The sequence below is a fragment of the Leptospira montravelensis genome (genome assembly GCF_004770045.1).
Lineage (GTDB): Bacteria > Spirochaetota > Leptospiria > Leptospirales > Leptospiraceae > Leptospira_A > Leptospira_A montravelensis.
On record NZ_RQFO01000020.1, the window covers coordinates 46,971 to 69,989 of the forward strand.

General features: G+C 36.0%; 24 protein-coding genes. 15 read left to right on the forward strand and 9 right to left on the reverse strand.

The genetic code is table 11. The annotated features are described in order from the left end of the window. Window positions 1-3 precede the first annotated feature (3 nt). A complete protein-coding gene (locus tag EHQ31_RS18470) occupies window positions 4-366 on the forward strand; it encodes a hypothetical protein (RefSeq protein WP_244247483.1) in 363 nt (120 codons plus the stop codon). Continuing rightward, window positions 363-2,444: a glucans biosynthesis glucosyltransferase MdoH gene (gene mdoH, locus EHQ31_RS18475; protein ID WP_135568597.1), complete on the forward strand. Its 2,082-nt coding sequence runs from the start codon at window positions 363-365 to the stop codon at window positions 2,442-2,444. Before EHQ31_RS18470 ends, mdoH begins: the two co-directional genes overlap by 4 nt. Here mdoH and EHQ31_RS18480 read toward each other — a convergent pair. Beyond that, on the reverse strand, window positions 2,383-3,348 hold the full coding sequence (locus EHQ31_RS18480) for a YheT family hydrolase (RefSeq protein ID WP_135568598.1): 966 nt from the start codon (window positions 3,346-3,348) through the stop codon (window positions 2,383-2,385). The genes mdoH and EHQ31_RS18480 overlap by 62 nt on opposite strands. 112 nt (window positions 3,349-3,460) lie before the next feature. Between EHQ31_RS18480 and EHQ31_RS18485 the strand changes: the two genes are divergently transcribed. Further along, complete coding sequence (locus EHQ31_RS18485) at window positions 3,461-3,907, forward strand: hypothetical protein (RefSeq protein ID WP_135568599.1); 447 nt, start codon at window positions 3,461-3,463, stop codon at window positions 3,905-3,907. A 54-nt stretch (window positions 3,908-3,961) separates the two neighbouring features. On the opposite strand, the gene EHQ31_RS18490 is transcribed toward EHQ31_RS18485, so the two are convergent. Next, window positions 3,962-4,543, reverse strand: a complete 582-nt coding sequence (locus tag EHQ31_RS18490) for a helix-turn-helix domain-containing protein (RefSeq protein ID WP_135568600.1) — start codon at window positions 4,541-4,543, stop codon at window positions 3,962-3,964. Between the two features lie 753 nt (window positions 4,544-5,296). Here EHQ31_RS18490 and EHQ31_RS18495 point away from each other — a divergent pair. The 4 genes from EHQ31_RS18495 (at window position 5,297) to EHQ31_RS18510 (ending at window position 8,311) form a co-directional block, all read left to right on the forward strand. Continuing rightward, on the forward strand, window positions 5,297-6,028 hold the full coding sequence (locus EHQ31_RS18495) for a ParA family protein (protein WP_135568601.1): 732 nt from the start codon (window positions 5,297-5,299) through the stop codon (window positions 6,026-6,028). Window positions 6,029-6,055: 27 nt separating this feature from the next. Beyond that, a complete protein-coding gene (locus tag EHQ31_RS18500) occupies window positions 6,056-6,934 on the forward strand; it encodes a ParB/RepB/Spo0J family partition protein (RefSeq protein ID WP_135568602.1) in 879 nt (292 codons plus the stop codon). Window positions 6,935-7,470: 536 nt separating this feature from the next. Then, window positions 7,471-8,094: a helix-turn-helix domain-containing protein gene (locus EHQ31_RS18505; protein ID WP_135568603.1), complete on the forward strand. Its 624-nt coding sequence runs from the start codon at window positions 7,471-7,473 to the stop codon at window positions 8,092-8,094. A gap of 25 nt (window positions 8,095-8,119) precedes the next feature. After that, entirely contained in the window at window positions 8,120-8,311 is a 192-nt protein-coding gene (locus EHQ31_RS18510; RefSeq protein ID WP_135568604.1) for a hypothetical protein, read from the forward strand. Between the two features lie 10 nt (window positions 8,312-8,321). On the opposite strand, the gene EHQ31_RS18515 is transcribed toward EHQ31_RS18510, so the two are convergent. Next, window positions 8,322-8,909, reverse strand: coding sequence for a TetR/AcrR family transcriptional regulator (locus tag EHQ31_RS18515; protein ID WP_135568605.1), 588 nt, complete (start codon window positions 8,907-8,909; stop codon window positions 8,322-8,324). Between the two features lie 93 nt (window positions 8,910-9,002). Here EHQ31_RS18515 and EHQ31_RS18520 point away from each other — a divergent pair, with 93 nt between their 5' ends. After that, complete coding sequence (locus EHQ31_RS18520) at window positions 9,003-9,476, forward strand: PaaI family thioesterase (protein WP_135568606.1); 474 nt, start codon at window positions 9,003-9,005, stop codon at window positions 9,474-9,476. A gap of 5 nt (window positions 9,477-9,481) precedes the next feature. Here EHQ31_RS18520 and EHQ31_RS18525 read toward each other — a convergent pair whose 3' ends face one another. Further along, a complete protein-coding gene (locus EHQ31_RS18525) occupies window positions 9,482-10,087 on the reverse strand; it encodes a TetR/AcrR family transcriptional regulator (protein ID WP_135568607.1) in 606 nt (201 codons plus the stop codon). Window positions 10,088-10,203: 116 nt separating this feature from the next. On the opposite strand from EHQ31_RS18525, the gene ppnP reads away from it, so the two are divergent. Continuing rightward, window positions 10,204-10,515 carry a pyrimidine/purine nucleoside phosphorylase gene (gene ppnP / locus EHQ31_RS18530; RefSeq protein WP_135568608.1) on the forward strand — a complete coding sequence of 104 codons (312 nt, stop codon included), beginning with the start codon at window positions 10,204-10,206 and terminating at the stop codon, window positions 10,513-10,515. On the opposite strand, the gene EHQ31_RS18535 is transcribed toward ppnP, so the two are convergent. Beyond that, window positions 10,506-10,685, reverse strand: coding sequence for a YegP family protein (locus tag EHQ31_RS18535; protein ID WP_135568609.1), 180 nt, complete (start codon window positions 10,683-10,685; stop codon window positions 10,506-10,508). The two genes, ppnP and EHQ31_RS18535, sit on opposite strands and share 10 nt — an antisense overlap. A gap of 134 nt (window positions 10,686-10,819) precedes the next feature. Between EHQ31_RS18535 and EHQ31_RS18540 the strand changes: the two genes are divergently transcribed. Continuing rightward, entirely contained in the window at window positions 10,820-12,685 is a 1,866-nt protein-coding gene (locus EHQ31_RS18540; protein ID WP_135568610.1) for a 7TM diverse intracellular signaling domain-containing protein, read from the forward strand. Window positions 12,686-12,776: 91 nt separating this feature from the next. Beyond that, a complete protein-coding gene (locus EHQ31_RS18545; protein ID WP_135568611.1) occupies window positions 12,777-14,309 on the forward strand; it encodes an MASE3 domain-containing protein in 1,533 nt (510 codons plus the stop codon). Here the strand turns inward: EHQ31_RS18545 and EHQ31_RS18550 are convergent. From EHQ31_RS18550 to EHQ31_RS18565, 4 genes are read right to left on the reverse strand one after another with little or no spacing between them, the layout of a single operon-like run. Next, window positions 14,289-15,341 carry a hemin-degrading factor gene (locus EHQ31_RS18550; RefSeq protein ID WP_135568612.1) on the reverse strand — a complete coding sequence of 351 codons (1,053 nt, stop codon included), beginning with the start codon at window positions 15,339-15,341 and terminating at the stop codon, window positions 14,289-14,291. The two genes, EHQ31_RS18545 and EHQ31_RS18550, sit on opposite strands and share 21 nt — an antisense overlap. Then, window positions 15,338-16,117 (reverse strand): heme ABC transporter ATP-binding protein, encoded by a 780-nt coding sequence (locus tag EHQ31_RS18555; protein WP_135568613.1) that lies wholly within the window; start codon window positions 16,115-16,117, stop codon window positions 15,338-15,340. Before EHQ31_RS18555 ends, EHQ31_RS18550 begins: the two co-directional genes overlap by 4 nt. Continuing rightward, complete coding sequence (locus EHQ31_RS18560; protein ID WP_135568614.1) at window positions 16,114-17,100, reverse strand: FecCD family ABC transporter permease; 987 nt, start codon at window positions 17,098-17,100, stop codon at window positions 16,114-16,116. The genes EHQ31_RS18555 and EHQ31_RS18560 overlap by 4 nt, the downstream gene beginning before the upstream one ends. Beyond that, complete coding sequence (locus EHQ31_RS18565; RefSeq protein WP_135568615.1) at window positions 17,097-17,945, reverse strand: heme/hemin ABC transporter substrate-binding protein; 849 nt, start codon at window positions 17,943-17,945, stop codon at window positions 17,097-17,099. Before EHQ31_RS18565 ends, EHQ31_RS18560 begins: the two co-directional genes overlap by 4 nt. Window positions 17,946-18,111: 166 nt before the next feature. Between EHQ31_RS18565 and EHQ31_RS18570 the strand changes: the two genes are divergently transcribed. The 4 genes from EHQ31_RS18570 to EHQ31_RS18585 all read left to right on the forward strand — a co-directional run bounded on the left by EHQ31_RS18570 (window position 18,112) and on the right by EHQ31_RS18585 (window position 23,007). Then, the gene (locus EHQ31_RS18570; RefSeq protein ID WP_135568616.1) at window positions 18,112-18,942 is read left to right on the forward strand and encodes a hypothetical protein; all 831 of its coding nucleotides are present in this window, start codon (window positions 18,112-18,114) and stop codon (window positions 18,940-18,942) included. A gap of 110 nt (window positions 18,943-19,052) precedes the next feature. After that, window positions 19,053-19,859, forward strand: a complete 807-nt coding sequence (locus tag EHQ31_RS18575; RefSeq protein WP_244247485.1) for a hypothetical protein — start codon at window positions 19,053-19,055, stop codon at window positions 19,857-19,859. A 14-nt stretch (window positions 19,860-19,873) separates the two neighbouring features. Then, window positions 19,874-20,497, forward strand: a complete 624-nt coding sequence (locus EHQ31_RS18580) for an HmuY family protein (protein ID WP_135568617.1) — start codon at window positions 19,874-19,876, stop codon at window positions 20,495-20,497. 59 nt (window positions 20,498-20,556) lie between these two features. Continuing rightward, entirely contained in the window at window positions 20,557-23,007 is a 2,451-nt protein-coding gene (locus EHQ31_RS18585) for a TonB-dependent receptor plug domain-containing protein (RefSeq protein WP_135568618.1), read from the forward strand. Window positions 23,008-23,019: the final 12 nt, after the last annotated feature.

A 23,019-nucleotide genomic window follows, 5' to 3' on the forward strand; every position in this document is an offset into this window, starting at 1 on the left:
TATATGAACGAGTTTAGCGAGAGGATTCGAACCTACTTGATTTTAATTGGAATTCAAAGTGAATATAAAATTGCAGAAATAATAAGTGACTTTTTTAAATCCACTGATCTGAAAAAAGAATTTCAAATAGACTGGGAACTATGGCAAAGTTACCTAACAACAAAAGAGATAGAACCAAAAAATCTTTTACCAATTGCAAGCCGATCTTGGCAATTCGGCTCAATGATTCCGCAATCTGCGGACTGGAAACGTGATACAAAATTATATAAACAATCCATCATTAGTTCTTTAAAACCATTATTCGTTATTGCTTCTATCTTTCTTTGGAGCCTTCTATATTATTTAATTATCTTTAGGTTGTTATGATACATATCCATCGCAGTTTATTTTTCCTAATTTTCATCACTCCCGTTTTAATAGGATTTAGTTTATTCATAGAAATTATTTCCTTCCGGGGTATCGAAATCGCAGAATATTACCAATTCATAACTTTCATGTTCCTCTTACCTATGTTGTCGTATGGAGCAAGCACTTCTCTATTTGGGTTTTTAATTTCCCTAAAAAAGAATGCTGACACTCTCTTAAAAGCAAAACAGATCCCAAAAAGCGAATTAGATTTCGCCTTATTAGAGTCTATCGACGTTGCCGTTGTTATGCCTGTATATGAAGAAAATGAAATTTCAATATTTTCCAGAATCAAAGTAATCTATGAGTCAGTAGAAAAAATTCATAAACTACCAAAACTAGACTTTTTCATTCTTAGTGATACAAGAACACCCGAAAAGTGGATCAAAGAAGAAGCAGCCTATTTAGAGTTATGCGAATCTACAAACAACTTTTTTAACTTCCACTACCGCAGACGTAAAAGTAATCTCAACGGGAAAAGTGGCAACATTGCAGATTTTTGCAGAAGATGGGGGAAAAAATACAAATACATGGTCATTCTAGATGCAGACAGCCTTGTATCCGGAGAACTTATCATACAACTCATCGCAAATATGGAAAAAAACCCAAAGGCAGGAATCATACAAACCGGAACAAAAATATTCCGAACTACTACCTTATTCCAAAAATTAACCGAATTCTCTTCCTACTTATTTAGCCCTTTTTTCTTAAAAGGTGCTAACTTCTGGCAAATTAATTCTTCTGGATACTGGGGACACAACGCTATCTTAAGAGTCAAACCGTTTATGGAGCATTGTGCTCTTCCCCACTTACCAGAATATGGTGGTCTTGGTGGAAAAATTTTGAGCCACGATACCGTCGAAGCTGCGTTAATGAGAAAGGCTGGTTTTGAAGTTTTGTGTGCTTATGAATTGGAAGGTAGTTATGAGGAAAATCCACCTAATATAATTGATACACTCAAACGCGACCAACGTTGGTGCCAAGGGAACTTACAACATTTCTGGTTCCTTTTCGGCAAAAAAATCCCAACTATAAACCGAATCCATATTCTTAATGGAATTTTATCCTATCTGAACTCACCGATTTGGATGTTTTATATCATTTTAAGTTTATGGAACTATTTGGAAGACAGCAAATATTTAAATTATTCCATGTTACCTGAAGAATATGAATTCTTCAAATCACAAATATATGATCCGCTCTACATAAAGTTATTATATCTTTCTTTATTATTACTTTTTTTGCCAAGGATACTCAGTTTCATAAGTCTCCCTGCCTTAGAAATCCTTAGAAAATTTCCAGCCTTTCTTCTTGAAACCACATTTTCAATTTTGATAGCACCAATTTATATGATCTATCATAGTATCTTCGTTTTTTCTATTTTATTAAACAAAAGAATTAGTTGGGGTCCACAAAACCGTGACGCCAATTCAGAATACAATATATCTTATATAGTTTCCTCCTTTTTCGGAGTGACCATTCTCGGCTTTGCTTGTGCTTATATCAGTTATACGCATTCCACAATGTTATTTATATTAACAATGCCAATATGGATTGGCTGGATTTCTGCCATCCCTTTGGTAATCCTTACGGGAAAAGAATTTAAAACTTTAAACAAAATCCTAAGTATATCTTTTTGGAAACCCGATACCCATTTAATCGGTCGTTTGGAAGAAGAGCTAAAAACGCATAAAAACTGTTACCTCGAAGGTCGCGAATTATTTTTTGCCTTAGTTCATCCGATCTTTCACAATAGACATAAACAACTCCAAGGGAACAAACTCTATTCTTCCAAACTTCCCAAATCAATAGAAAACGATTTTTTAACTCTACTGAACCAAGGACCAGATTATTTAGAAAAAAAATCTCTGCTAAAAATTTTATCCAATAGAGAATTATTGGATTCTTTTTTTGGGAAATTTTGGACTTCAAAAAAAACAGACTGGGGGAATTACTGGAAAACCATTTGGGAAGAAATCAACCCATCTTTTTTTCCATCAATTTCCAATAATAAGAAGAACGATTCAAATCTTCAATAAATCCACAATGCCCACCTTTTGATTCGATCACTACTTCAAGATACGAAGAAGGTGGAATGTCGGCAAATTCTTTCCAGGGAATGACGGGGTCATCCATTGAAGTAAGAATTGTCGTCGGAATCCTTACTGACTTAAAAAACAAATCATTCAATGTATACGAATTAAAATACTCATCTACAGATAAAAACTGCGAGAACTCTTTCACCATTTTTTCTGTTAAATGCATTACTGATTGATAATCATCTAAATCATGAAAAGAATATAAATGCGGAAATAAATTAGCCTTCTTTACGAGCGACGATTTCCATGAATTCAAAAAATACTTTCTCAAAAAAGGGTGTTCATCCATTTTTATCGTCGCACTTTTGGGATCCAACGCTGGACTAAACGCAAAACAATGTTTCAATCCAGGAATTTGATCTCCGATTTTTGAAAGGGAGTGGCGCGCTGCCATTCGCAAAACAAAATTCCCACCTAACGAAAATCCTGCCAAATAAACTGGGCCTTGTTTCCCAAAAATTTTCACTAGTTCTCTCACGGCTTCATAAGTTTCAGGAAGCAGACTCCCATTAAAGATACCTTCATTTAAATGATGAGTATCACCGTGATCTCGTAAATTAAACCGGTATACAGAAAATCCTTTCTTCAAAAAATGCTTAGTCGTTCTGACAATATAACTGGAGTGAATACTTCCCTCCCAACCGTGAACCAATATCACCAGACCTTTCGGCTCGGACACCTCATGAATGCGAGCAAGAAGCGTAGTTCCATCTTTTGATTTCACTGACCTCCATTCACCCGCAATAGAGTGAGCATATCTTTTATCTGACTTAGATTTAAATGAAGCCATAAAAGACTGAACCAAGGGACCAGAAAAAATAGGTAAGGGTTTAAAGAGGCTCATGAACTATCCCAACAATGATCGAATTACTATAATTTTCAATAAAATATCCTAGGAGCTCCCTATCAATTCCAACATAGATTGACAAAGCAAAAAACTAACTTAAAATTCAAGTATGAAAAATTTAATACCCTATTTTCTTCTTTTTTTCACCGCCTGCCAAAGTTATACGCCCTGGAGATCAGAATGGAGAAATAAGAATGGAGTCGAAGTTTTTTATGCTGCCGTCTCTGCAAAGGCGAGTCCCCAGGCCATTGAATCCGGAAGTTTAGCTATGAGAAGGAGCACTTGCGTCAATGCAACAAACCTACTTTCCACTTCTCCAAGACTTACTTCCATACTCTTGGAACAAGAATCCATCCAACTAAACGAAATCGAAACTAAAGACCTTGCTCGCCTTATCTCCTCACACAAAATCAAACCCAAACAAGATTCTTGCCAGTCCGAAGATATCGGTTATATTTTTGTAAGCCATGCATGGGAAACTTGCCAATGCCTATACACCATCGAATACCCAGGCGGCAGAAATCAATTTCGACAAGATCTAACCCAAGTTAAATAAAGTCAAAGTTTCTGTTTTTTCGATTCCTTTTCCACTAGTATGAATATTAAACTTTCACCTTGGGTTTCCCTTAAAACGCTTCCAATAGGAAAGTTGCCATCCAGTCAACACTTCTGGACCGGCAAGTCTCGAAAGAGCCAAACTAGTAGAAAAGGAAAGTTGTTTTTCGCTCCAGGTTAAAAACTCTTTCCAATCCTTATCTTTAGCATTTTTTAAAAAATTTTTATGTATGTTTTTATTTACTTTGTATTTAAGATTAGACATGGCATTCAAAGAAGGATCTGCCTCGGATTCCATTCCCATTCGGGTTGTTATCTCTTGACCAGAAGAAGACTTACTCGCCGTACCAAAATCCAACTCCGAATTCAAACCGGTAATTACTGGTTTCAAAAAACGTCTCCTTCCATCAAACCCAGTTTGTTTTAATAGTCCTTTTTTCTTCAAAGCGGAGACCAAACGTGAAATCGTATCTCTCTTTAATTTTAAAACTTTTCCCAAATATTCATTTGATGCAAAACATCCGCCTTTGGCATCTAATGAATATATTTCGGCAAATAACTTTGTTTGGTTTGGAGTAAGGCCCAAATCTTCCATCCATTGGGCAACCCATACGCCCGTTCTTTTGAATTCACTCATAACAACCCCTTGTTTCCAACACAGGCCTTCGGCGCTAAGAAAAGGAATCCTTCTCTTAGAATCACAACACTAAAAGATACACCTTCGGTGTTGTTATTTATCTCTTGGAGGTTCTTTCAAACGTCCGATTTGGAATTCATTTGAATTCCAGGTGATGTATTTAAGCGGTAAAAATTGTGGAAGACCGCTTTCAGGTATGAGGACACCTCCCCTACCTTGAATCTATTAGTACCAAATTCAAATTTCTGTCAAGTTTTAATGAGACATAATCTGAAAACAAAACGATCAGACAATAATCCTGGAAGTAAGTGTTTTTTGGGGGAGGGTAGGGGCTACTAGGATAATTAAAAAGGAGAGAAGTCTCTCTGAACTGCTTCCACACAATTCAGAGAGTTTACATCACCCGGTTAAAGGGGTTATTAACAAAATACCAATCCACAAAAATAGTACAAGAATTTTTTCTATAATCTTCAAGAAAAACCAAAACAAAGATTGGGGCGCATCGAATCGCTCCTACACCCTCATACTATTAAAAACGACCAGGCTCTCCGCTCCAATCTTTCCCCTTGGGAAAGGATTTCCGCTTCGATCCTTTGCGCACGAATTCTATACTAAAAAACTCACAACAAAATCCATCAAACTTTAATCTTGATTTAAGATGTATCAAGGTACGCCGGCGTACTTTCTTAAAAAATATATCAAATTTTTAATTTTTATTGCACCAAGAATGAGCTATCACAAACTCACTATGCAATGAAGATCATAACTGTTGCCAATATCAAAGGTGGAACATCTAAATCCACAACTGCCATCCATTTAGCGCTAGCACTATCAAAAAGAGGTACAACACTAGCAATAGATATGGACCCTCAAGCCGACCTTTCGGACTTTTTCTTTCCTGAAGAACCTGTCGAGTTTTTCGATTCCGGAAATACCCTCTCCGTATTAAACGCAGAAACAACACTAGCAGAGTCAGTAAAATCATCAAACAACATCGACGTATTACCATCGATCATTGAACTATCTGATTTAAGTTACCTAGCATCAAAAGATTTTTCTATGATACCTCGCCTTAAAAACATCCTTCTAAAAGCAGACTACGATTACGTAGTAATAGACACACCTGGGTCAGGTTCTTCTGAAAATATTGCATCCTATCTCCCCGCTTCCACTATTCTAATTCCAGTCACGCCTTCCAAATGGGCTGTCAGAACCGTCGCCCAAGTATTAAAAAAAGTAGATGAAGCAGAAAGGTTCGACGAACAATCCAAAAAAAAATCAGTAATGATCCTTCCATCTCAATGGGGAACATCGCAAAAACAAATGGATCTTCTTCAAAAATTAAACACAATCAAATCGTTAAAAATTTTAGAACCTATACCAAAAAATGACAGCATCCGGGACCGTACGGAAACTGGCAAACCTCTACAAGAAGGAAGTGCACCCTGGAAAGCTTTCGAAACTTTAGCGGAGAAATTAAAGTAAGGTACGCCGGCGTACTTTATCAAACCCATGAAAAACAAAGCAAATTATAACCCAGCCGATATCCTTTCAAGGGCATCGGCAAGAACCTCATCCTTAAACCCATTCCTTAAAGAAGAAGGAACCACTCAACAGAATGCAACAGAAATCCCTGTTGATGAAATCTTAATAGAAAGTAACCCCCGAAAAACTTTTAACGAATCTACAATCAAAGAACTTGCTGAATCCATTTCCCAATATGGACTATTACAACCTGTTGTTGTAAGAAAAAAAGCAGGTAAATATGAACTTATCAACGGAGAGAGAAGGTTTCGTGCCCACAAACTTCTAAAGAAAAAAACCATTTTAGCCATCGTCAAAAATGTGGAACAAATCGACATTTCCAAATTGCCAGAAATCAAATTAGTGGAAAATCTACAAAGAGAAGATCTGTCAGAATCTGATTTGGCTCTTTCTCTCCAGGAACTTAAAAACAGACACAAAGAAACCAACGACCAGCTAGCTAAACGTATCAACAAATCAGGCCAGTGGGTAAAAACAAAAATTGCACATGCGGAAATATTAAAAGAAACAAACATCAATTCTAATTCCGACAAAAGTCATCCTATCTTTCAAATCCCAACAAGTTTATTTACAGAAATTGCACCTCTTGACGTATCCAATAGAAAAAAGGCAATTGACTACCTTCTTAAAGGTTTAGAAAAAAAAGGTGACTTCCCATCTCGCAATGATCTTAGAGAATTTGTTCGTCCCTTAAAACCAAGTAAACTAAAACAATCGAAACCAAAAAATAACAATCTAGAGCTAAAAGACCTAAAAAACAAACTGCTCAAAATAAAAGAAAAAATTTCCCAACTCCAAAACGAAAAATCAATCGTGGAAGAGGCAATTCGAAAGTTTAAAAAATAACCTTTCGAATTTTCCCAGGACAAAGAGTAGTTACTATTTTTTCCACATTCTAATAGAAAAAAACTTGTACTCTATTCGAATGCATTATAGATTGTTCTTAATCCTTAACCGGGTTGAACAATAAAAGCCCTAGGAAGTGTGGTAGCGACCTGGGGCCTATTTCTCTCTCCCATCATTCCCCAATATTTATGACTCACGAAATAAACCTCCCAATGAGACAGCCAAGGAATTATGTCTCATTTTTCTCTTGACAAAATTTCAGAATCTGTACATCTAGGGAACGTTCGGGTCACACAACCGAACACGGCTCTACCACAATGCCGTTGTTGTTCAAACCGGAATTTCTAAAAAAGTTCCGAAAGGACGTTCGAAAGAACTTCCAATCTTTCTTAACTCTAATTTGACCGAAGGTTTGTATAAAACAAAAAACAAATTTTCCTTAGTAGAGTAGGGAAGTTATACCATAAAGGTGTATTGGCAAAAACCTACCAAACGCTCGTAGCCGGAGAAGTGTTAGTTTGGCGGAAGGAACCTATATGAAAACAAGTCGAACAGGAATTTGGATTCCCGTTTGGATAGAGAAATTGAACCTTTCTCATAGCCAAACTAAGTTATATGCAGAAATTGTATCTCTCCACGAAAAAGGAGGATGTTTCGCCTCTAACCGTTATTTTGGAGAATTACTGGGCCTTAAAATGGACACAGTTTCAAGACTCATTACCTCACTAAAGAAACTGGGTCTTTTGGAACAAACAGGATTTGATGGTAGAAAACGATTTTTAAGACCAATATTTTCGCAACCAACTGTGAAAGAATTACAAACATTCACTAAACCCTTGGAAAAAAATCCAATAGTAAAAACAGAGACAGACCGAATTTCATTCCCGAGCAGGTTCCCGAAAAAATCCAATGCAGGTTTGGAAAAAATTCAGCCTTCTTATACTAGTACAATAAAGGTACATACAAATGTACAAAATAAACCGTCATGGGAAGAATTTAAAAGTTGGAGCGAAAAGTCGTTATCAATTTCTACTTATACTCAAATTTCTAGACTAACTTCACCAGACTTTTTACAAGGGACTTTAAGTTTGATTTGGAAAAACTGGATGGAAACGCAAAACAAAAACTTTCAATGGAAAGAAGCAGGTAAATGCGTTTAATCAATTATTTGATTTAGGAAAACCAATGTTGATTTATAAACATACAAAAACAGGAAATTTATACCTTAAACTGGATGAGGCTAAAAATTGTACCAACGCCAATGATGGCCAACAAATGGTTTTTTATTGTGAATATGGAAAAGAAAACCCAATGAAATTTGTTAGAGAGAAGTCCGAATTTTTAGAAAAATTTGAAGTAATGAATCTTCAAAACTAATGGTTTATTTTTAAATAGCAAACCTTAGGATATCTTCAGCCATTTCTAGTTTTGTTTTTTTCAGTGTTTTACTTTCTGTTTCTGGAAAATCAGTTTCAATGGATAGATTACTGTAACCGTGAACAAGGGACCAGGCCATAAGGGAAAAACTTCGATGGTTTTCTTTTCTACGTTTAGTTTTTAAATAAAATCTACATCCACGAACCAAAATTGCATAAGACTTCAATTTGGATCGTTTCAAAATTGAAGTCTCATTGGATCGTTTCGTCTGAAACATCAATCTGTAATAATTTGGGTTTTTAATTGCAAATTGAATGTAAACTAAACCTAATTTCACAAAATATTCATCTGGGTTTTTGGGATTTTGAGACACTTTTTTTTGTAGAGATCCAAGTTTATCAAATCCTATAGAAGATAAAATTTCTAAAACTTCTTCCTTATCTTGGAAATGCCTATACACAGCAGCATGAGAAACTCCAGATAAGTTTGCTACTTCTCGTAGAGAAAAATCGGCAGCACCTTTCTTTTGTAATAATTTATGGCAAGTTTTGATAATGGTATTTTTCAGATCACCGTGATGGTAGGAGGTACGTTTCACAAAATAAATTTGTCAAATAAGTTACCAATGGCAACATTTTTCTTGAAAAAAAATCAATAAATGTTACTATTGGTAACATAGGAAGGTTGTTTTATGCATACTCATACCAAAGAAGAAACGCAAAAGATTTTAGATGATATGACAATCAATTTTAATAATGGGGGAAGGAAAATTACTGTTCCACCTCCTATTTTTGTAGCTATGAAGGCTGAAATTTTGTCTTATACAAAAGGAAAAAGTATAACTGTTGCCTTTCCTGTTTCAGAAGACCAAACAAACCCAATGGGGATGATGCAAGGTGGGGTAATTGCCGCTGCATTTGATAATGCCTTTGGGCCTCTAAGTTATCTGGTGGCAAAACGACCCACAACTACAATTGATATGAATATACAATACATTCGCGGTGTGGCAGTAGGGCAAAAAGTAATCGTAAAGGCAACTGTGGAGGCAAAAGGATTTTCCACAATACATATGGTAGGTGAAATGCGAACAGAAAAGGATAAACTTTTGGCAACCGCTACAACAAATCTTCTTATTCTGAAAATTCCCGGTGGGTTAGGGGAGTAAAAATTCTAGTCTTTGTAATCGTACCTTTCTAATACCATTTCAATGATCGTAGGTGTACAGATAGTTGTGTCATTGAAATGTTGGCTCATAATTACACCATGAAGAAAGGTTTTGATAAGTATCATTTCTTTGTCAGGGTCTTTGATTCCGTAGGATCTGAATCTTTCTTTCATCGCCTCTTTAAAAGGAGCAAATCGTTTCTCCACATTTTCAACCATCTTTTTCGATAGAGAAACCGAACCAGGTTGGAAAAGACAAACGGATATCAAAATCATCGTTTTTCTCTCTTCCTTTGCAAATTGGATGGATCGATTAAAAAATTCTCTTACATACTCTTTTGCAGAAAGGTTGGGAGGGATATTGTTATAAAATTTCTCTTGTTTGGCGAGGTGAGAATCAATGATTTGTTCAAAAATCTGGTTTTTACTCTTAAAATAATTATAAGCTAGGCCCTTGGAAATTTTTGCATGGTTGGCAATCATCTCCATTGTTGTTTGTGAGAACCCGTGTTTTGCAAATAAAGCAATCGCAGAGGCAAGAATCCTTTCGATAGATTTTTCCCGGGCCTGCTGCTTTTTGTTCTCTGATTTCTGTGAGGTCTTTATGGGCACTGGCTTCACCGTTCTGGTATTTCCTAATTTCGCAAACACTTTTTAATGCCAAATCGACGAGATTGAAGTTTTAGAATTCACTTGGAAGTCTCGAACCTATCTATTTTTTGGTCTTTATGAGTTCATTTGAATCCGTAACAGTACTAAAGCAAGCCAACATTTACTTCAACGGGAATGTCACCAGCAGGACCGTTTTGTTTCCGAATGGGGAAAAGAAAACTTTGGGAATTATGATGCCCGGAGATTATGAGTTTGGTACCAACCAAAAAGAAATAATGGAAATCCAATCAGGAAAATTATCTGTACTTTTACCAGGATCCGAAACATGGCTTCAAATTGACGGTCAGTCAGTATTTGAAGTCCCTGCAGGATCCAAGTTTAAACTAAAAATTCAAACAGTAACAGACTATTGTTGTTCTTATGTTTGATCGTCGATTTCCGCTGAGCTCGCATTGTTTTTAACGGAAGCAATTCCGTTTTCACATGCTTGTTTAGAAGAATACCCTTCGCTTGATGCAATGATTTCTCCATTAGATGCTTTGAGGCGGAAGCGGAATTCTCCTGCTTTGTCTTTATAAATTTCGAATTTTGCAGCCATAAAACTAACTCCTTGGTTTGCCATGAGGATTCATTGTTTTTTGTTTTTGGCAATACGTTTTCTATTGGAACCTGAATTTGAATTTCAATGGATGCGATCTAAAAGTACATTGGCAATAAGTTCGTCAATTGCCAATGATCCAAATGCCTAGAATTAAATTATTTCTTTTCATTTTGGTACTAATCTCCTGTGGTAATCAGTTACCTGAGCGCCCGCTCATTCAATTTAGTTTTGAAAACAAAACCTTAGAAGAAATTTATTCAGATAAAGTTGTTTGGTCAAAAGCAAATGAAATGAAATATCATTTTGGCTATTGGAAACCTTCAGTTTGGGTAAAATTTGAAATAATGAATCCAGAGAATGAACCAAAAGACTATATTTTGGAATTAGAGTCTCCTTGGGTTGATAAGGTTTTACTGAGCTGGCGAACAAAAGAAAATATCGTAAAGAAAACTTTTGATGGTTCATCTTCTTTTTCTGCAAGAGAAATACCGCATAGAAATCCAGTTTATAAACTTACACTTGATCCTTTCGAAACCAGAACGGTCTATGCTTATATAGAAAACTCAGGTATATTAAATGCACCATTTCGAATTTGGAAAATAAATTCTTTTTTTGATCGGATAGAGAGAGATTATATAGCAAATGGAGTTTATTTTGGGATCATTTTTGCTCTTTTGTTATATAATCTGCTAATTTATGTTAGTGTCCGCGAAAAGGCATATATTTATTATTGTTTGTATTTAACTTCGTTGGGAATTAATTATTCTTTGCTCGGTGGATTCTTTAAGCAGCTGCTAGGACCTGAGCTTGAAATGTCGGTCAAACCATATTTGTATGTTTCTGTTAATTCGTCGTTAATGTTTGTTGGTTTATATTCTCTTTCTTTTTTAAATTTAAGGAAAGTAAATCGACGCTTAGATCAGTTGATTCTTTTTAGTGTCGTTGGTTTTGGAATTATGGCTCTATTGTCTTTTATATTGCCATACAATTGGATGGAAGTGTCTTTTATATATACGTTTCCTTACATGTTTTTACTGCTAATGTCTGCGGGTGCGTATTCCTATACAAAAGGGATAAAATCGTCTTCGTTTTTTTTGCTCGCTTGGTTTACTTTATTTATTGGGGTGATCGCCGATTCTTTAACAAAGGCGGGTTTAATTCCTTTTTCTACTTTTGGTCGATATGGAGTGCAAATTGGAACTGCATTTGAAGTTATACTGTTTTCTTTAGCTTTGGGTCGGCGTCTTCGTTTTCTATTGGAAGAAAATTTGATGTCAAAAAATGAGTTAACAGCGATTAAAAAAGATTTAGAAACAGCAAGAAAAATTCAAATGCGAATTTTGCCGGACAAGTTGCCTCAGAATCAAAATCTAACTATGAAAGTGTCTTACCAACCTTTATATGAAATAGGTGGAGACTTTTATGATTTTTTTGATTTCTCCGAAGGTTTTGGATTAGTCATTGCGGATGTGACTGGTCACGGAGTGAGTGCTGCTCTTGATTCCTCCACAGTTAAAATTGCATTTAGAAATGCCAAAGAGTATAAACATTCTCCTAAAGAATTGATCGCAGCAATGAACCGTTTTCTTTGCACAAGCCTTCATGCACGTTTTGTAACTGCTGCGTATTTTTATATTAATTTTAATGAGCTGAAGTTGCACTTCAGTGCAGCGGGTAGCCCGCCCTTTGTAATCATACGTAATAGAGAAATAGAATCATTCGAATGCCCAGGACTTCTACTTGGAGTCAGACCCAATTTCGAATACGAACAAAAAATGGTTCCTTTACAAAAAGGGGATAGGTTGTTGATTTTTACCGATGGCCTTTATGAGAATTTAAAACCTGATTTGGATTTTGCTTCTATTTTATATCCTGAGATATTGCCAATTGTAGACCTTACAGAAGATGAATTTCATAAAAATCTTTTGAACCGTCTCTCGAAAATGCGACAAATTTCAAAGGATGATATTACATTAATCTCTCTCGACATACATTAATTTCTGAAATCAGTGCCTCTTGACTTTCTGTATTCGTTGTAAATAAATCCTTGCTAGAATGAACAAAGTTAGTCCAATTACCTGCTAGTCAATGCTAAGCTACCGGTCACTATTTTTAATTTTACAATTAAATCGTTTTTACTTGGGAGTATTTCTTTTAAGTTTAATCCCACTTGTACTAGTTGGTACATTCCCCGAATATTTTTATCGTGAATACGGGATTGGTTATTTTTTAGTTTTCCATAATGTTACCGAAATCTTTAGCGTGATTGTATCTTTTTCTATTTTCGGATTAGGATATTATTCTTATACTCAAAGTAAAAATGCGCATACTTTATTTTTAGGAATCGGTTTCCTCGCCGTGGGAATTATCGATTTCATGCATACACTTTCTTACACTGGTATGCCTGATTTTATAACTCCCAGCTCAGGTAATAAATCTTCCCAGTTTTGGGTTTTTTCACGTGTCACTACTGCCTTAGTTTTGTTCATTGCTATTTATATTAAACCAAACGAATGTTATGGGTGGGCCAAAGCTAATCTTTTGCTATTTTTGGCAATGGTATTGGTGGGCATCGTGTTTTTGTTGGTTATATATTTAAATCATTGGATACCAAAAACATACGAACAAGGAAAAGGATTAACCCCATTTAAAAAAAATGCTGAATATGTTATCATTACCTTGCTTTTTATATCTATGATTCTTTATAGGAAAGCAGAGTTTTATACATCAAAGAAACAACTGCAATACTACTTGTCGGCTTTCATTGTTTGCATTTTTAGCGAACTGGTTTTTGCTGTATACACTAGTGTATTTGATGTATATAATGTATTAGGACATATATATAAAATCGGTGCTTTTTATTTAATATATAAGGCAGTTTTTATCTCTGCAATTAATGATCCATATGAAAAATTGATACATTCCAACCAACTTCTTTCCAGGGAAATCGAGGAAAATAAAACATACGCAGAGATGATAAAAAAATCATTACGTGAAAAAGAGAATTTAATTGGTGAAATTTTTCATAGGACAAAAAATTCGCTACAATTGGTTCGTTCAATTTTGATGATTCAAGCATCGGAATTCCCAGAAAACAAAAATATCCAATCCATTGTCGAAGATACATCAATTAAAATTCAAACAATGTCTCTAGTGCATGACCATTTGTATGCAAATAAAGATTTAAGTGAAATTAAAGTTTCAGAATATTTACGTTCGTTAGCAGACATGATTCAACAGAGTTATCCTCCGGAAGGTAAAAAAATCGAAGTTGCTTTGCAAGTAGGGGACGGTACCTTGTTATTAGATACAGCAGTTCCTCTTGGGCTAATCTTTACAGAATTACTATCGAATAGTTTTAAATATGCATTTCCAAATTCAGACATTGGTAGTGTGTTTGTTCAATTTTCTATTGAGGAAAATGTTTGCCATTTTGAATATAGTGACAACGGTGTTGGCTTACCTAATGAATTTAATTCGAAGCAACAAAAGAAGTTAGGTTTGAGTTTAGCTAAAATTATCGCAGAAAAGCAAATGGGGGGAACCTTGAGTATGGAAGGTAATCAAGGTTTTCAGTTGAAACTCGATTTCCCGAGTAATTTATACAAAAGAAGGGTTTAATTCCTCGCTTTTAGTTACATATTCTCGTGTTAGTTGATACCAAGCATCAGATTGAGGAATACCAGGTTTTCTTTTTCCAAACATTTGTAGAATCAAGTTTCCTTCATTGTCGAAAACTTCCACAGAGGTTACTAATCCATCTTTTGTTGGTTTGTCAACGATCCAAACCGTTTCAATTTGATCTGTGCGTAAATGCAAATTGAACTCTGGATCTAGAACATTAAACCAAGGACCCATTGGCTCTAACTTTTGAATTTTTCCAGTATGGATTTGGATCATTCCTGGATTTCCAACAAAAATCATAATTTCCATTTCAAGTTTACTCACTTGTTCCATTAAGTGGAGTAAATTATCTTTCGTAATTTTAAATGAAAATTTGCCTTCTGCCGCTACCAAAGAAAATTCACGCGAATAATTGAATTTTCGAAGTAAGGAAAAGAAGTCGTGAGTGTCTTCAAGTTTACTCCATGAATCTAAAAAATTCGAAATTTCGGTTGGGTTGTTGGTTTCTGTTTTTGGTTTCTTTTCTGTGGAAGGAGTTGTGAATGTTTGGGTTTCATCTACAAATTGGTTTTTGATAATTTCCCAGCCATCAATTGCTGATTTTTCAGTCTGGTAAATTTTATGGACTGCTTCTCCTTTGGAATCGAAAAATTGGAAACTGCGCATAGTTCCATTTTCTTTCGGTTCTTCAACATAAAAGCCATACTTCCAGTCTTGCAAAAAGATGCGAAGATCAATGTCTTCTCCAACAGCGAGTGCCGTTTGTCCATTGACAGATAGGTTTTTATATATTCCCTTTCTTTCATGGACACAGGATTCGTTTCTTGTGAGAGCCATTACATAACCAAGATTTGTGGTGTTCAATAAAAAACCTGACCAATCTGGTTTCAGTAGTTTGACTGTTGGGCCAATTTTTGTGGAAAGAAGTTCCGCTTCGCTTACTTTTAAGTGTTTGGCGGCGTCACGGATTCGTAGTTTGGGCATTTCTTTTGTAAGATTTTCCCATTGTTGTTTTAAGTTTTCATTCATATTGGTTCTCCTATGATTTCTGGAATGATAAAATTTCCTTCTGGTGCATTTAGGATTCGTGCTTTGATTCCAAACGCGGTTTCTAAATTTTCTAAGGTTAAAACTTCGGTTGGGTTTCCAGTTTTAATGATTTTTCCTTTGTGGAGTAGGGTAATTGTATCCGCATAAAGAGCGGCAAGATTTAAATCATGCAAAATCATAAAGACCGCATAACCTTGATTTGCCATGTGACGACATAGATTTAACATTTTGTATTGGTTTGGAATGTCCAATGCAGATACTGGTTCATCGAGAAAAATGTAACGGGGAGGTGTCTCCCAAACCTGAGCTAAAATTCGACCGAAGTTTATTTTTTGTTTTTCACCACCGGATAAGGTTGAATAATTCTGTTCTTTTTGTTCAGAAGAGCCCGTTATTTTTAAACATGTCTGCACAATCTCCTTATCTCTATTCGGATTTGATACATGTGGATGACGACCAAGTTCTATTACCTCTTCGGAGCTAATGGGAAAGGTAATAGTTGTTTCTTGTGTGAGAACTGCTCTTATCTTTGCAAGTTGGCTTTTGGAATATTTTCTTAGTTCAATTCCATCCAAATATACATCGCCTTTTTTTGGGTTTAGGTCTCCGCATAACATATGAAAGAGAGAAGATTTCCCGGCTCCGTTTCTGCCGATTAGAACATGAAGTTTCCCTGGATGAATTTCAATTTCAATATTAGAAAGAATGGACTTTGTTCCAATTGAATACTCTAAATCTATTGCTTCGATTGTCATATGTGGTTCATCCTTTTTCGAATTAAACTTAGAAAGAATGGAGAGCCGAGTAAGGCAGTGGCAATTCCTACCGGTATTTCCGATGGTGCTATCACAATTCTGCAAATTCCATCTGCCAAACACAACAATCCTCCTCCTAGAAGATAGGAAGTAAGTAAAAGGTATTTGTAATCTTGGCCAATCGCCAAGCGAACTATATGCGGAACAGCAAGTCCGACAAATCCAATATTACCTACAAGTGAAATGCAGGCACCTACACTTACTCCAATTAGGAGGATGACGATTGTTTTTAGAAATTCTGTGGAAACTCCGAGGTGGTTTGCTTCCCTTTCTCCTAATATAAATACATTCAATTGTTTTGCTATCAATGGACTAACAAATATTGGTAAGATAAAAAATACGGAAAAAGATTTTAGGTTAGACCAAGAAGCTCCACCTAAACTTCCCATATTCCATAATGAGAGATTTCTTAGCTGAGCTTCGTTTGCTATATAACTTAAAATTCCAATTGCTGAAAAACATATTGCGTTAACAGCAATACCAGATAGTAACAATGAAAAAACATCAGTCCTTCCTTTTGATTTTGCGAAAAAGAAAATAATGAAAGATGACGAAATCCCACCTAAAAATGAAAATACGACAGTGCTCCAAATGGAATGTAAAAAGGGAATTGATGCACCAAGTACGATTGCGATTGAAGCAAACAAAGAGCATCCAGCAGTAATACCAATTAGACCTGGATCTACGATGGGATTTCTGAACAATCCTTGAGCTAATGCACCAGACCAAGCTAGAGAACCACCAACCATCAGACCAAGAAGAATTCTCGGTATTCTTAATTCAAAGAATACGCGAGACTCTACACTTTCAGATCTCATTAAGTCTTCCCAACTTATATTCATTGCTCCAAGTAATGAAGAGACAATCGCGGAAAAGATGGTAAAAATTAGACAAGAAAGTATAAAGAGAACTTTTCTCTTCATTCTATCAGTTTCCATTGATCATTTAACGTTTTTAGAGCGATTGGAAGTCTTGGACCAAAACCTAAAAGAAGAAGATCGTCTAGGAGAATTAGATTTTTTTCTTTTCCTGCCCTGGTAAGATTCATTCCGTTGATCTCCCAAATTGCCTTTTCTCCTCCAAAACCAATCGCTGATTTTTCCGGCATTAAAATGATGTCTGGATTTGCTTTAACTAAAGCTTCGCTTGTGAGTGGTTTGTATTCTGAAAATTCATTTACTGCATTTTTAGCACCCGAGAGTTCTATCATCGCATGTGCAGCAGTGCCTGTTCCTGATATAAATACAGAACTTGGATTTCTAGAATAAATAAAGAGTACTTTGATATTTGTTTTTTTTATATTTATTTTTTGAATTTGCTCTTTTATATTTTTTGCTAAGGTTATTGCTTCTTTTTCTTTTCCAAATAGTTTTCCGATCTCTAATACTCGATAGGTGGGAGTTTCTAGTTTAAAGTCATCGGAAAAAAGTGTTACAGGGATACCGGCATCTTTCAGGTTTTGAATGGTTGCAACTGGACCTGCTGATTCTAATCCGATTACTTGCGTTGGTTTAAAGTTTAATATTCCTTCTGTTGTTAATGTTCTTTGGTAACCGACATTGGGAAGAGATGTCGCCTCTTTTGGATAATACGAGGTTGAATCTACCGCAACCAATTGGTTTTCCAATTTTAAGGAGTAAATGATTTCAGTTATAGTTCCATTTACAGAAATGATGCGTTGGTTTGTTTTTGCAACCGCATGTGAAGTTATGAGAAGAAGGGATAAACAAAGAAGTCCCGTTTCTTTAGAGAATTTGAATCGAATCATGGGGCAAGCATCAAAGTAAGTGATTCCTTGTCAATTTCAAAAGAGAGTGAGTCTCAATCTAAAAAATTTACTATTTCCTTTTATTGAGACTAAATCTCATAATTAAGTTGACAGGGGTCGGACCTTTTAGAAATTGAGAATCAGAATCAATTAATTAGGAGAGTCTATGAAAACGCTCTACAAATTCTCAGCTCTAACTTTGGCAGCTTGTCTTAGTTTAACACTCGTTTCCTGTGAGCAGGAAGATAATAAAGATAACAATAGTACAGTATTATTAGGTCTTTTTGGTGTGATGGAGGCAGGTAAGTCCTGTGAAACACCGGGAGCAACTTTGACGATTGGGACTCCGATAGAGATCTGCAATCCAGCTGGGGGAGCTGGAGTACATTTTGTAATTCAAGATCTTTCCAATGCATTCAGTCATAGCGTTGTGTTTTCTGGTGGATATAAATCCAAAGACTATGCTTTGAATGCTCCTACTTCTGGTAATGTTTTAGTGAATAACTATAATGCCTTCCAGTTTTGGATGTATGATGGACGTTCCACATCTGGGTCTCCAGCTTCTGCCATTCGTTACGAACCAAATTATGCTGCATCTTCTGCAGTAAGAGTGAACACTGGTTTGACGGCAGCTGAATTGCCAATTGCCGCAGTGACTGATACACAGTGTGATGCCTTTACTGCTGTCGCATCAACTTGTAAGGCAAATAAAAATGGCGGGGAGAAAAAAACTTTTTGTTTAGATGTGACAAAAACTACAGAAGGTGCTTCAAGGATTACACTTTGGTTAGATGGAAAAAATGGTGCTAACTGTAGTGTTAAGACTTCTTTGACTGCCGAAAATGCTGTAGTACACAAATTGCCAAGTGATTTTGCAAATAATAAATCTCCACTTGATACTCGCACTTTTTATTTGGCTGCTGGGGCAGCAGGATCTAATTCGGGTTCTGTGAGTTTTGGTAAAATTACTGTTTCCACTGAGACTGCCATCAAATAGAGAAACCATTACATAATAGTTCGTGATAAAGAGTTGTAACCTAACGCTAACGTTTGGATTGCAACTCTTTATATTTAGTATTCCGCAACAAAAATCAGGAGGTAATACTTATGAAAAAAAACAATATTCTTTTCTTTCAAAAAAAAATCCGTGGGTTAGTTTGTCTTTTTTTCTTAGCAACGTTTTCCATGTACTGTCAAGAAAAAGTAAATACCGATGAATCTAATTTATTGCTACTTGGCGCATTAATTAATGCGAATTCCGGTCCATCTACTGTATGTAAAACGAATGATGATGGAACTGTTGATACAACTATGCCCACAATTAAAAAAGGGACATTTGCACTTTGCCTACCTCCAAACGGTTCGGTTAGACATTATAGAATCGAAGGTTTAAAAATTATCGGAGGCCATACCGCCGTTTCCCTTTATGTTGGTTTGCCAGAAAATTATTCGGCAGAAGTTAATAGAAATAGTAAATTATCTGCCGGTCAATTTGGAATGAATTTTTATTCAGGTAGTGGGACAGGTGGATTTGTTCCTGCTTATTCCTATGCCAATTTTGGTCCCAGCGATTCGAATATAAAGAACCTAACATCAAATGGAAACAGTACGGCACCAACAGCGCCAGCTGTGGCAGGAACTTCTCTTATCAATTTTGTTGACCAAGAAGTAGATCTTTGTTTTGACCTTACTGCATCTGCACCTCCTCGTTTTACCGTTTGGGTTACAGGTAAAAACAGTGCCAATTGCAAAACTCGAACTAATTTAACTACCGGCAATGCTCTGTTAAACGAAACTACTTGGACAGGTGGAGACCCTTCTGTTGCAACTGGATTTTCATTTATTGGGCTTAGTGCAAGTTCCGGCATTTCCTTTATAAGGATTGTAACCTCAACTCAATTGGCAGTCCCGTAAGGTAGGAAATCAAAATGAAATTATTAAAAACTTTATTCATTGCTTCGTCTCTATTTTTAATTTTCAACTGTATTCCTGAGAAATCAGAAGATGACGGCACTTCTGCTGCAATGTTACTTTTGGTGACTGAGGCAGTGTCTGCATCTGATGGAACAACAATCAATGCTTCCTCTACTACAAATTGGGTATACGTAAACTTAAAAGCAAATGCCTCCATCGTTGGTGTAGGTGATGCGTGGGATTTGAGATTCAAAAGATACAATATCGGTACAAATAGTGGAACTAGTGGATCGGGTAACGGTGGGGCATGTAATACTGGTTCTACGGATTATTCTGCTACGTATACAGGTTCGGAATGTACAAAAGTCGTGGATGTTCAATTATCTTCTAGTGGGGGAGGTCCAATCTCTGGATCCACTGAAAGTATCAATCCTGTAATTTCTGCTCCTTTGGATTTAGATCCAATGCCAGCAGGATATGGGACTTGGTATTCATATTCCAATACAATCCTTACAGCAAAACCAAATGTATATATCATCACAGGGGAAAATGGAGCAAAGTACGTCTTGCAAATGTTAGATTATTATAATTCTGCAGGAACATCTGGATATCCTAAGTTTCGATGGCGAAAGTTATAAGAGTGATGAATATATTTTCTTTGATAAAAATGTCAAATTTAGGATTGAAGTTTAGATTAATGTCTAAATTTTTCTTTTATGGGTTTTGTTTTTTAATAGTACAGGTATCTAGCGAAGTATCTGCACAAACAAATTTACCAAAAAAAGAAGATGATTCTTCAAAGAGTCAATTGTCTCAGGAATCTTTGCCTCAATCTAAACATGGGGAGTCGGGTAAACAACCCAATGAGATCAATGGAGATAGGTCGAATATAATCACTGTTACTGGGACAAGGAGGCGTAATCTACTCAAAGATTCGACAATCACGACCGAAGTGATTACGAGAAAAGATATTGATGCAATGGGGGCAAGAGACTTATCGCAAACTTTGGGGAATGTTCCTGGAATTGAAGTCAGACCTGCGCAAACAGGAGAAAGAGGGCAGACAGTCCGTTTGCAAGGATTATCCGCACAGAATGTACTCATTCTTGTGGATGGCCAAAGAACTACTGGTAGATTTAGTGGATCGATTGATTTAACTAGGTTTAAAGCTGAGGATATTGAACGAATTGAAATAGTGAAAGGTGCATCTTCTGCAATTTATGGATCAGATGCGATTGCTGGTGTGATCAATATTATCACTAAGGAAGCACAAGACCCTTTGTATGCTGAGTTTCGAACTCTCGGTGGATCTGGAAGTGAAAAGTATTATGGACCTTATACTGAATTTAGAAATTATGCAACTGTAGGAGCTAAAAGTGATAAATTATCAACTTTATTTACGGTAGGTTGGCACAAAGGGGAAGGATATGATTTAACACCGGATGCAACTCCAGGGCCTAGAAATGGAAGGTATGCTTCCTTAGCACCATCTTATAATGCATATCCTTCTAATCTTCCCTTTGCCAATTCATATTTATATGTTACCAGGCTTCCCAATTATTCTCCTCCACTAGAATCTACGTCTGGTAGTGCTTTCAATGATATGAATCTTTCTAATAAAACAGTTTATCATGCATCTGATAACTTAACAATGACAGGTCAATTTTACTATCGGCATTTGGACCAAAGCGCCGTTGATGCCTCACCTCCAAGAACCGTATATGATAGAAGGAATAAAACACATGATTTTATGGGAGCTTTTAACGTAGATTGGATTGCAAATCAAAAAGTGAACGTAAATTTGAATGCAAATTATTCTAGATTTCAAGATTTATATACAACCGATCAAAGAAAAGCAGATGACCTTGATTCCCAACAAAGGACAGACAATGCAGTGACGGAGTTTAGATCAAGGGTAGATTATAAAATTTCAGAAAACCATGTAACGTCTGTTGGTGCAGAAAATTTGCAAGATCAAATTTCTTCGGCACGAATTGCACCAGATTGTCGAAGAACATTCCCCAATGTTTGTTATGAAGATTTTAATCCTGAATTGACGAAAGGACAAACAATTAATGGAAATGCATATCGGTTTCGTAATGCATTTTATGTGCAGGATGAATGGCGAGTTTCGGATAAACCAAGAATTCAAATTGTTCCTGGAGTTCGGTATGATCATGATTCCATTTATGGCGGTGAATGGCTTCCGAAACTTGCGGTACGTTATGATGTAACAGACCAGTTCCGATTCAGAGCTGCTAATGGTTTAGGTTACAGAGCTCCCAGTTTCCAAGATTTATATTTCAACTTTTTGAACCCCGGTGTGGGATATCGAGTAGTAGGGAGTTCGAATTTAAAACCAGAACTTTCAAGAAGTTATAATTTTGGATGGGAATGGGATATTACAAAAAGGATTTGGTATAGCACCAATTTGTTTCATAATAATGTAGATAATTTAATTGGGTTTCGAACCAATCCTGTTAGAGATTCATCAGGTCTGATGGTTTATCAAACATCTAATTACCAAAAAGCAAGTACGCAAGGTATTGAATCTTCTATAAATATTCGACTTACCGAAATTGTTAGTACTAGTGTTGGATATACTTATACTGATACAAAAGATGAGTTAACAAAACTACCTCTTGAAGGTCGGGGGCCACATCGTTGGAATTTTAGCGTTCGGATCGATGAAAAATCTAGTGGAGTTTCTTTATCTGTTTTTGCAGTCGTATTTGGAAAACAGCCATATTATTGTGTTAAAAATCCTTTTTGGTGTAATCCAGATCTTCCATCAAACTTTGATGTTTTAGAGACAATCCTAAACACCCAAGCTCAATCTAACTTAAATAATGCGCTTGGTTCGTTGCCAGCTGGAGTTTCTGAGTATTGTTCTGAAAATAACCTCTCTTATTGTACAACTAATTCCACGTATGGTTATCGAATGGTGAATCCACATACAAATTTAAACTTACGACTGTCGCAAAGATTTTTTGGTCATTTCCAGTGGTTTGTTGGTGTAGATAATGTTTTAGATGCTTGGGATTTACAATATAACCCACAACGACCTAGGTTTTACTATTTTGGTTTGGATGGAAAATTCGCTTTTAGTGAAGTAAAGTTAAGTCCGGCAGAACCTCGGGTAAATTAAAAAATTCTTTCA

Excerpts from the sequence above, each read along its gene's own strand:
- EHQ31_RS18470 (WP_244247483.1), top strand. The coding sequence starts at position 4 with ATGAACGAGTTTAGCGAGAGGATTCGAACCTACTTGATTTTAATTGGA.
- mdoH (WP_135568597.1), top strand. The coding sequence starts at position 363 with ATGATACATATCCATCGCAGTTTATTTTTCCTAATTTTCATCACTCCC.
- EHQ31_RS18480 (WP_135568598.1), bottom strand. The coding sequence starts at position 3,348 with ATGAGCCTCTTTAAACCCTTACCTATTTTTTCTGGTCCCTTGGTTCAG.
- EHQ31_RS18485 (WP_135568599.1), top strand. The coding sequence starts at position 3,461 with ATGAAAAATTTAATACCCTATTTTCTTCTTTTTTTCACCGCCTGCCAA.
- EHQ31_RS18490 (WP_135568600.1), bottom strand. The coding sequence starts at position 4,543 with ATGAGTGAATTCAAAAGAACGGGCGTATGGGTTGCCCAATGGATGGAA.
- EHQ31_RS18495 (WP_135568601.1), top strand. The coding sequence starts at position 5,297 with ATGAAGATCATAACTGTTGCCAATATCAAAGGTGGAACATCTAAATCC.
- EHQ31_RS18500 (WP_135568602.1), top strand. The coding sequence starts at position 6,056 with ATGAAAAACAAAGCAAATTATAACCCAGCCGATATCCTTTCAAGGGCA.
- EHQ31_RS18505 (WP_135568603.1), top strand. The coding sequence starts at position 7,471 with ATGAAAACAAGTCGAACAGGAATTTGGATTCCCGTTTGGATAGAGAAA.
- EHQ31_RS18510 (WP_135568604.1), top strand. The coding sequence starts at position 8,120 with ATGTTGATTTATAAACATACAAAAACAGGAAATTTATACCTTAAACTG.
- EHQ31_RS18520 (WP_135568606.1), top strand. The coding sequence starts at position 9,003 with ATGCATACTCATACCAAAGAAGAAACGCAAAAGATTTTAGATGATATG.
- ppnP (WP_135568608.1), top strand. The coding sequence starts at position 10,204 with ATGAGTTCATTTGAATCCGTAACAGTACTAAAGCAAGCCAACATTTAC.
- EHQ31_RS18535 (WP_135568609.1), bottom strand. The coding sequence starts at position 10,685 with ATGGCTGCAAAATTCGAAATTTATAAAGACAAAGCAGGAGAATTCCGC.
- EHQ31_RS18540 (WP_135568610.1), top strand. The coding sequence starts at position 10,820 with ATGATCCAAATGCCTAGAATTAAATTATTTCTTTTCATTTTGGTACTA.
- EHQ31_RS18545 (WP_135568611.1), top strand. The coding sequence starts at position 12,777 with ATGCTAAGCTACCGGTCACTATTTTTAATTTTACAATTAAATCGTTTT.
- EHQ31_RS18550 (WP_135568612.1), bottom strand. The coding sequence starts at position 15,341 with ATGAATGAAAACTTAAAACAACAATGGGAAAATCTTACAAAAGAAATG.
- EHQ31_RS18555 (WP_135568613.1), bottom strand. The coding sequence starts at position 16,117 with ATGACAATCGAAGCAATAGATTTAGAGTATTCAATTGGAACAAAGTCC.
- EHQ31_RS18560 (WP_135568614.1), bottom strand. The coding sequence starts at position 17,100 with ATGAAGAGAAAAGTTCTCTTTATACTTTCTTGTCTAATTTTTACCATC.
- EHQ31_RS18565 (WP_135568615.1), bottom strand. The coding sequence starts at position 17,945 with ATGATTCGATTCAAATTCTCTAAAGAAACGGGACTTCTTTGTTTATCC.
- EHQ31_RS18570 (WP_135568616.1), top strand. The coding sequence starts at position 18,112 with ATGAAAACGCTCTACAAATTCTCAGCTCTAACTTTGGCAGCTTGTCTT.
- EHQ31_RS18575 (WP_244247485.1), top strand. The coding sequence starts at position 19,053 with ATGAAAAAAAACAATATTCTTTTCTTTCAAAAAAAAATCCGTGGGTTA.
- EHQ31_RS18580 (WP_135568617.1), top strand. The coding sequence starts at position 19,874 with ATGAAATTATTAAAAACTTTATTCATTGCTTCGTCTCTATTTTTAATT.
- EHQ31_RS18585 (WP_135568618.1), top strand. The coding sequence starts at position 20,557 with ATGTCTAAATTTTTCTTTTATGGGTTTTGTTTTTTAATAGTACAGGTA.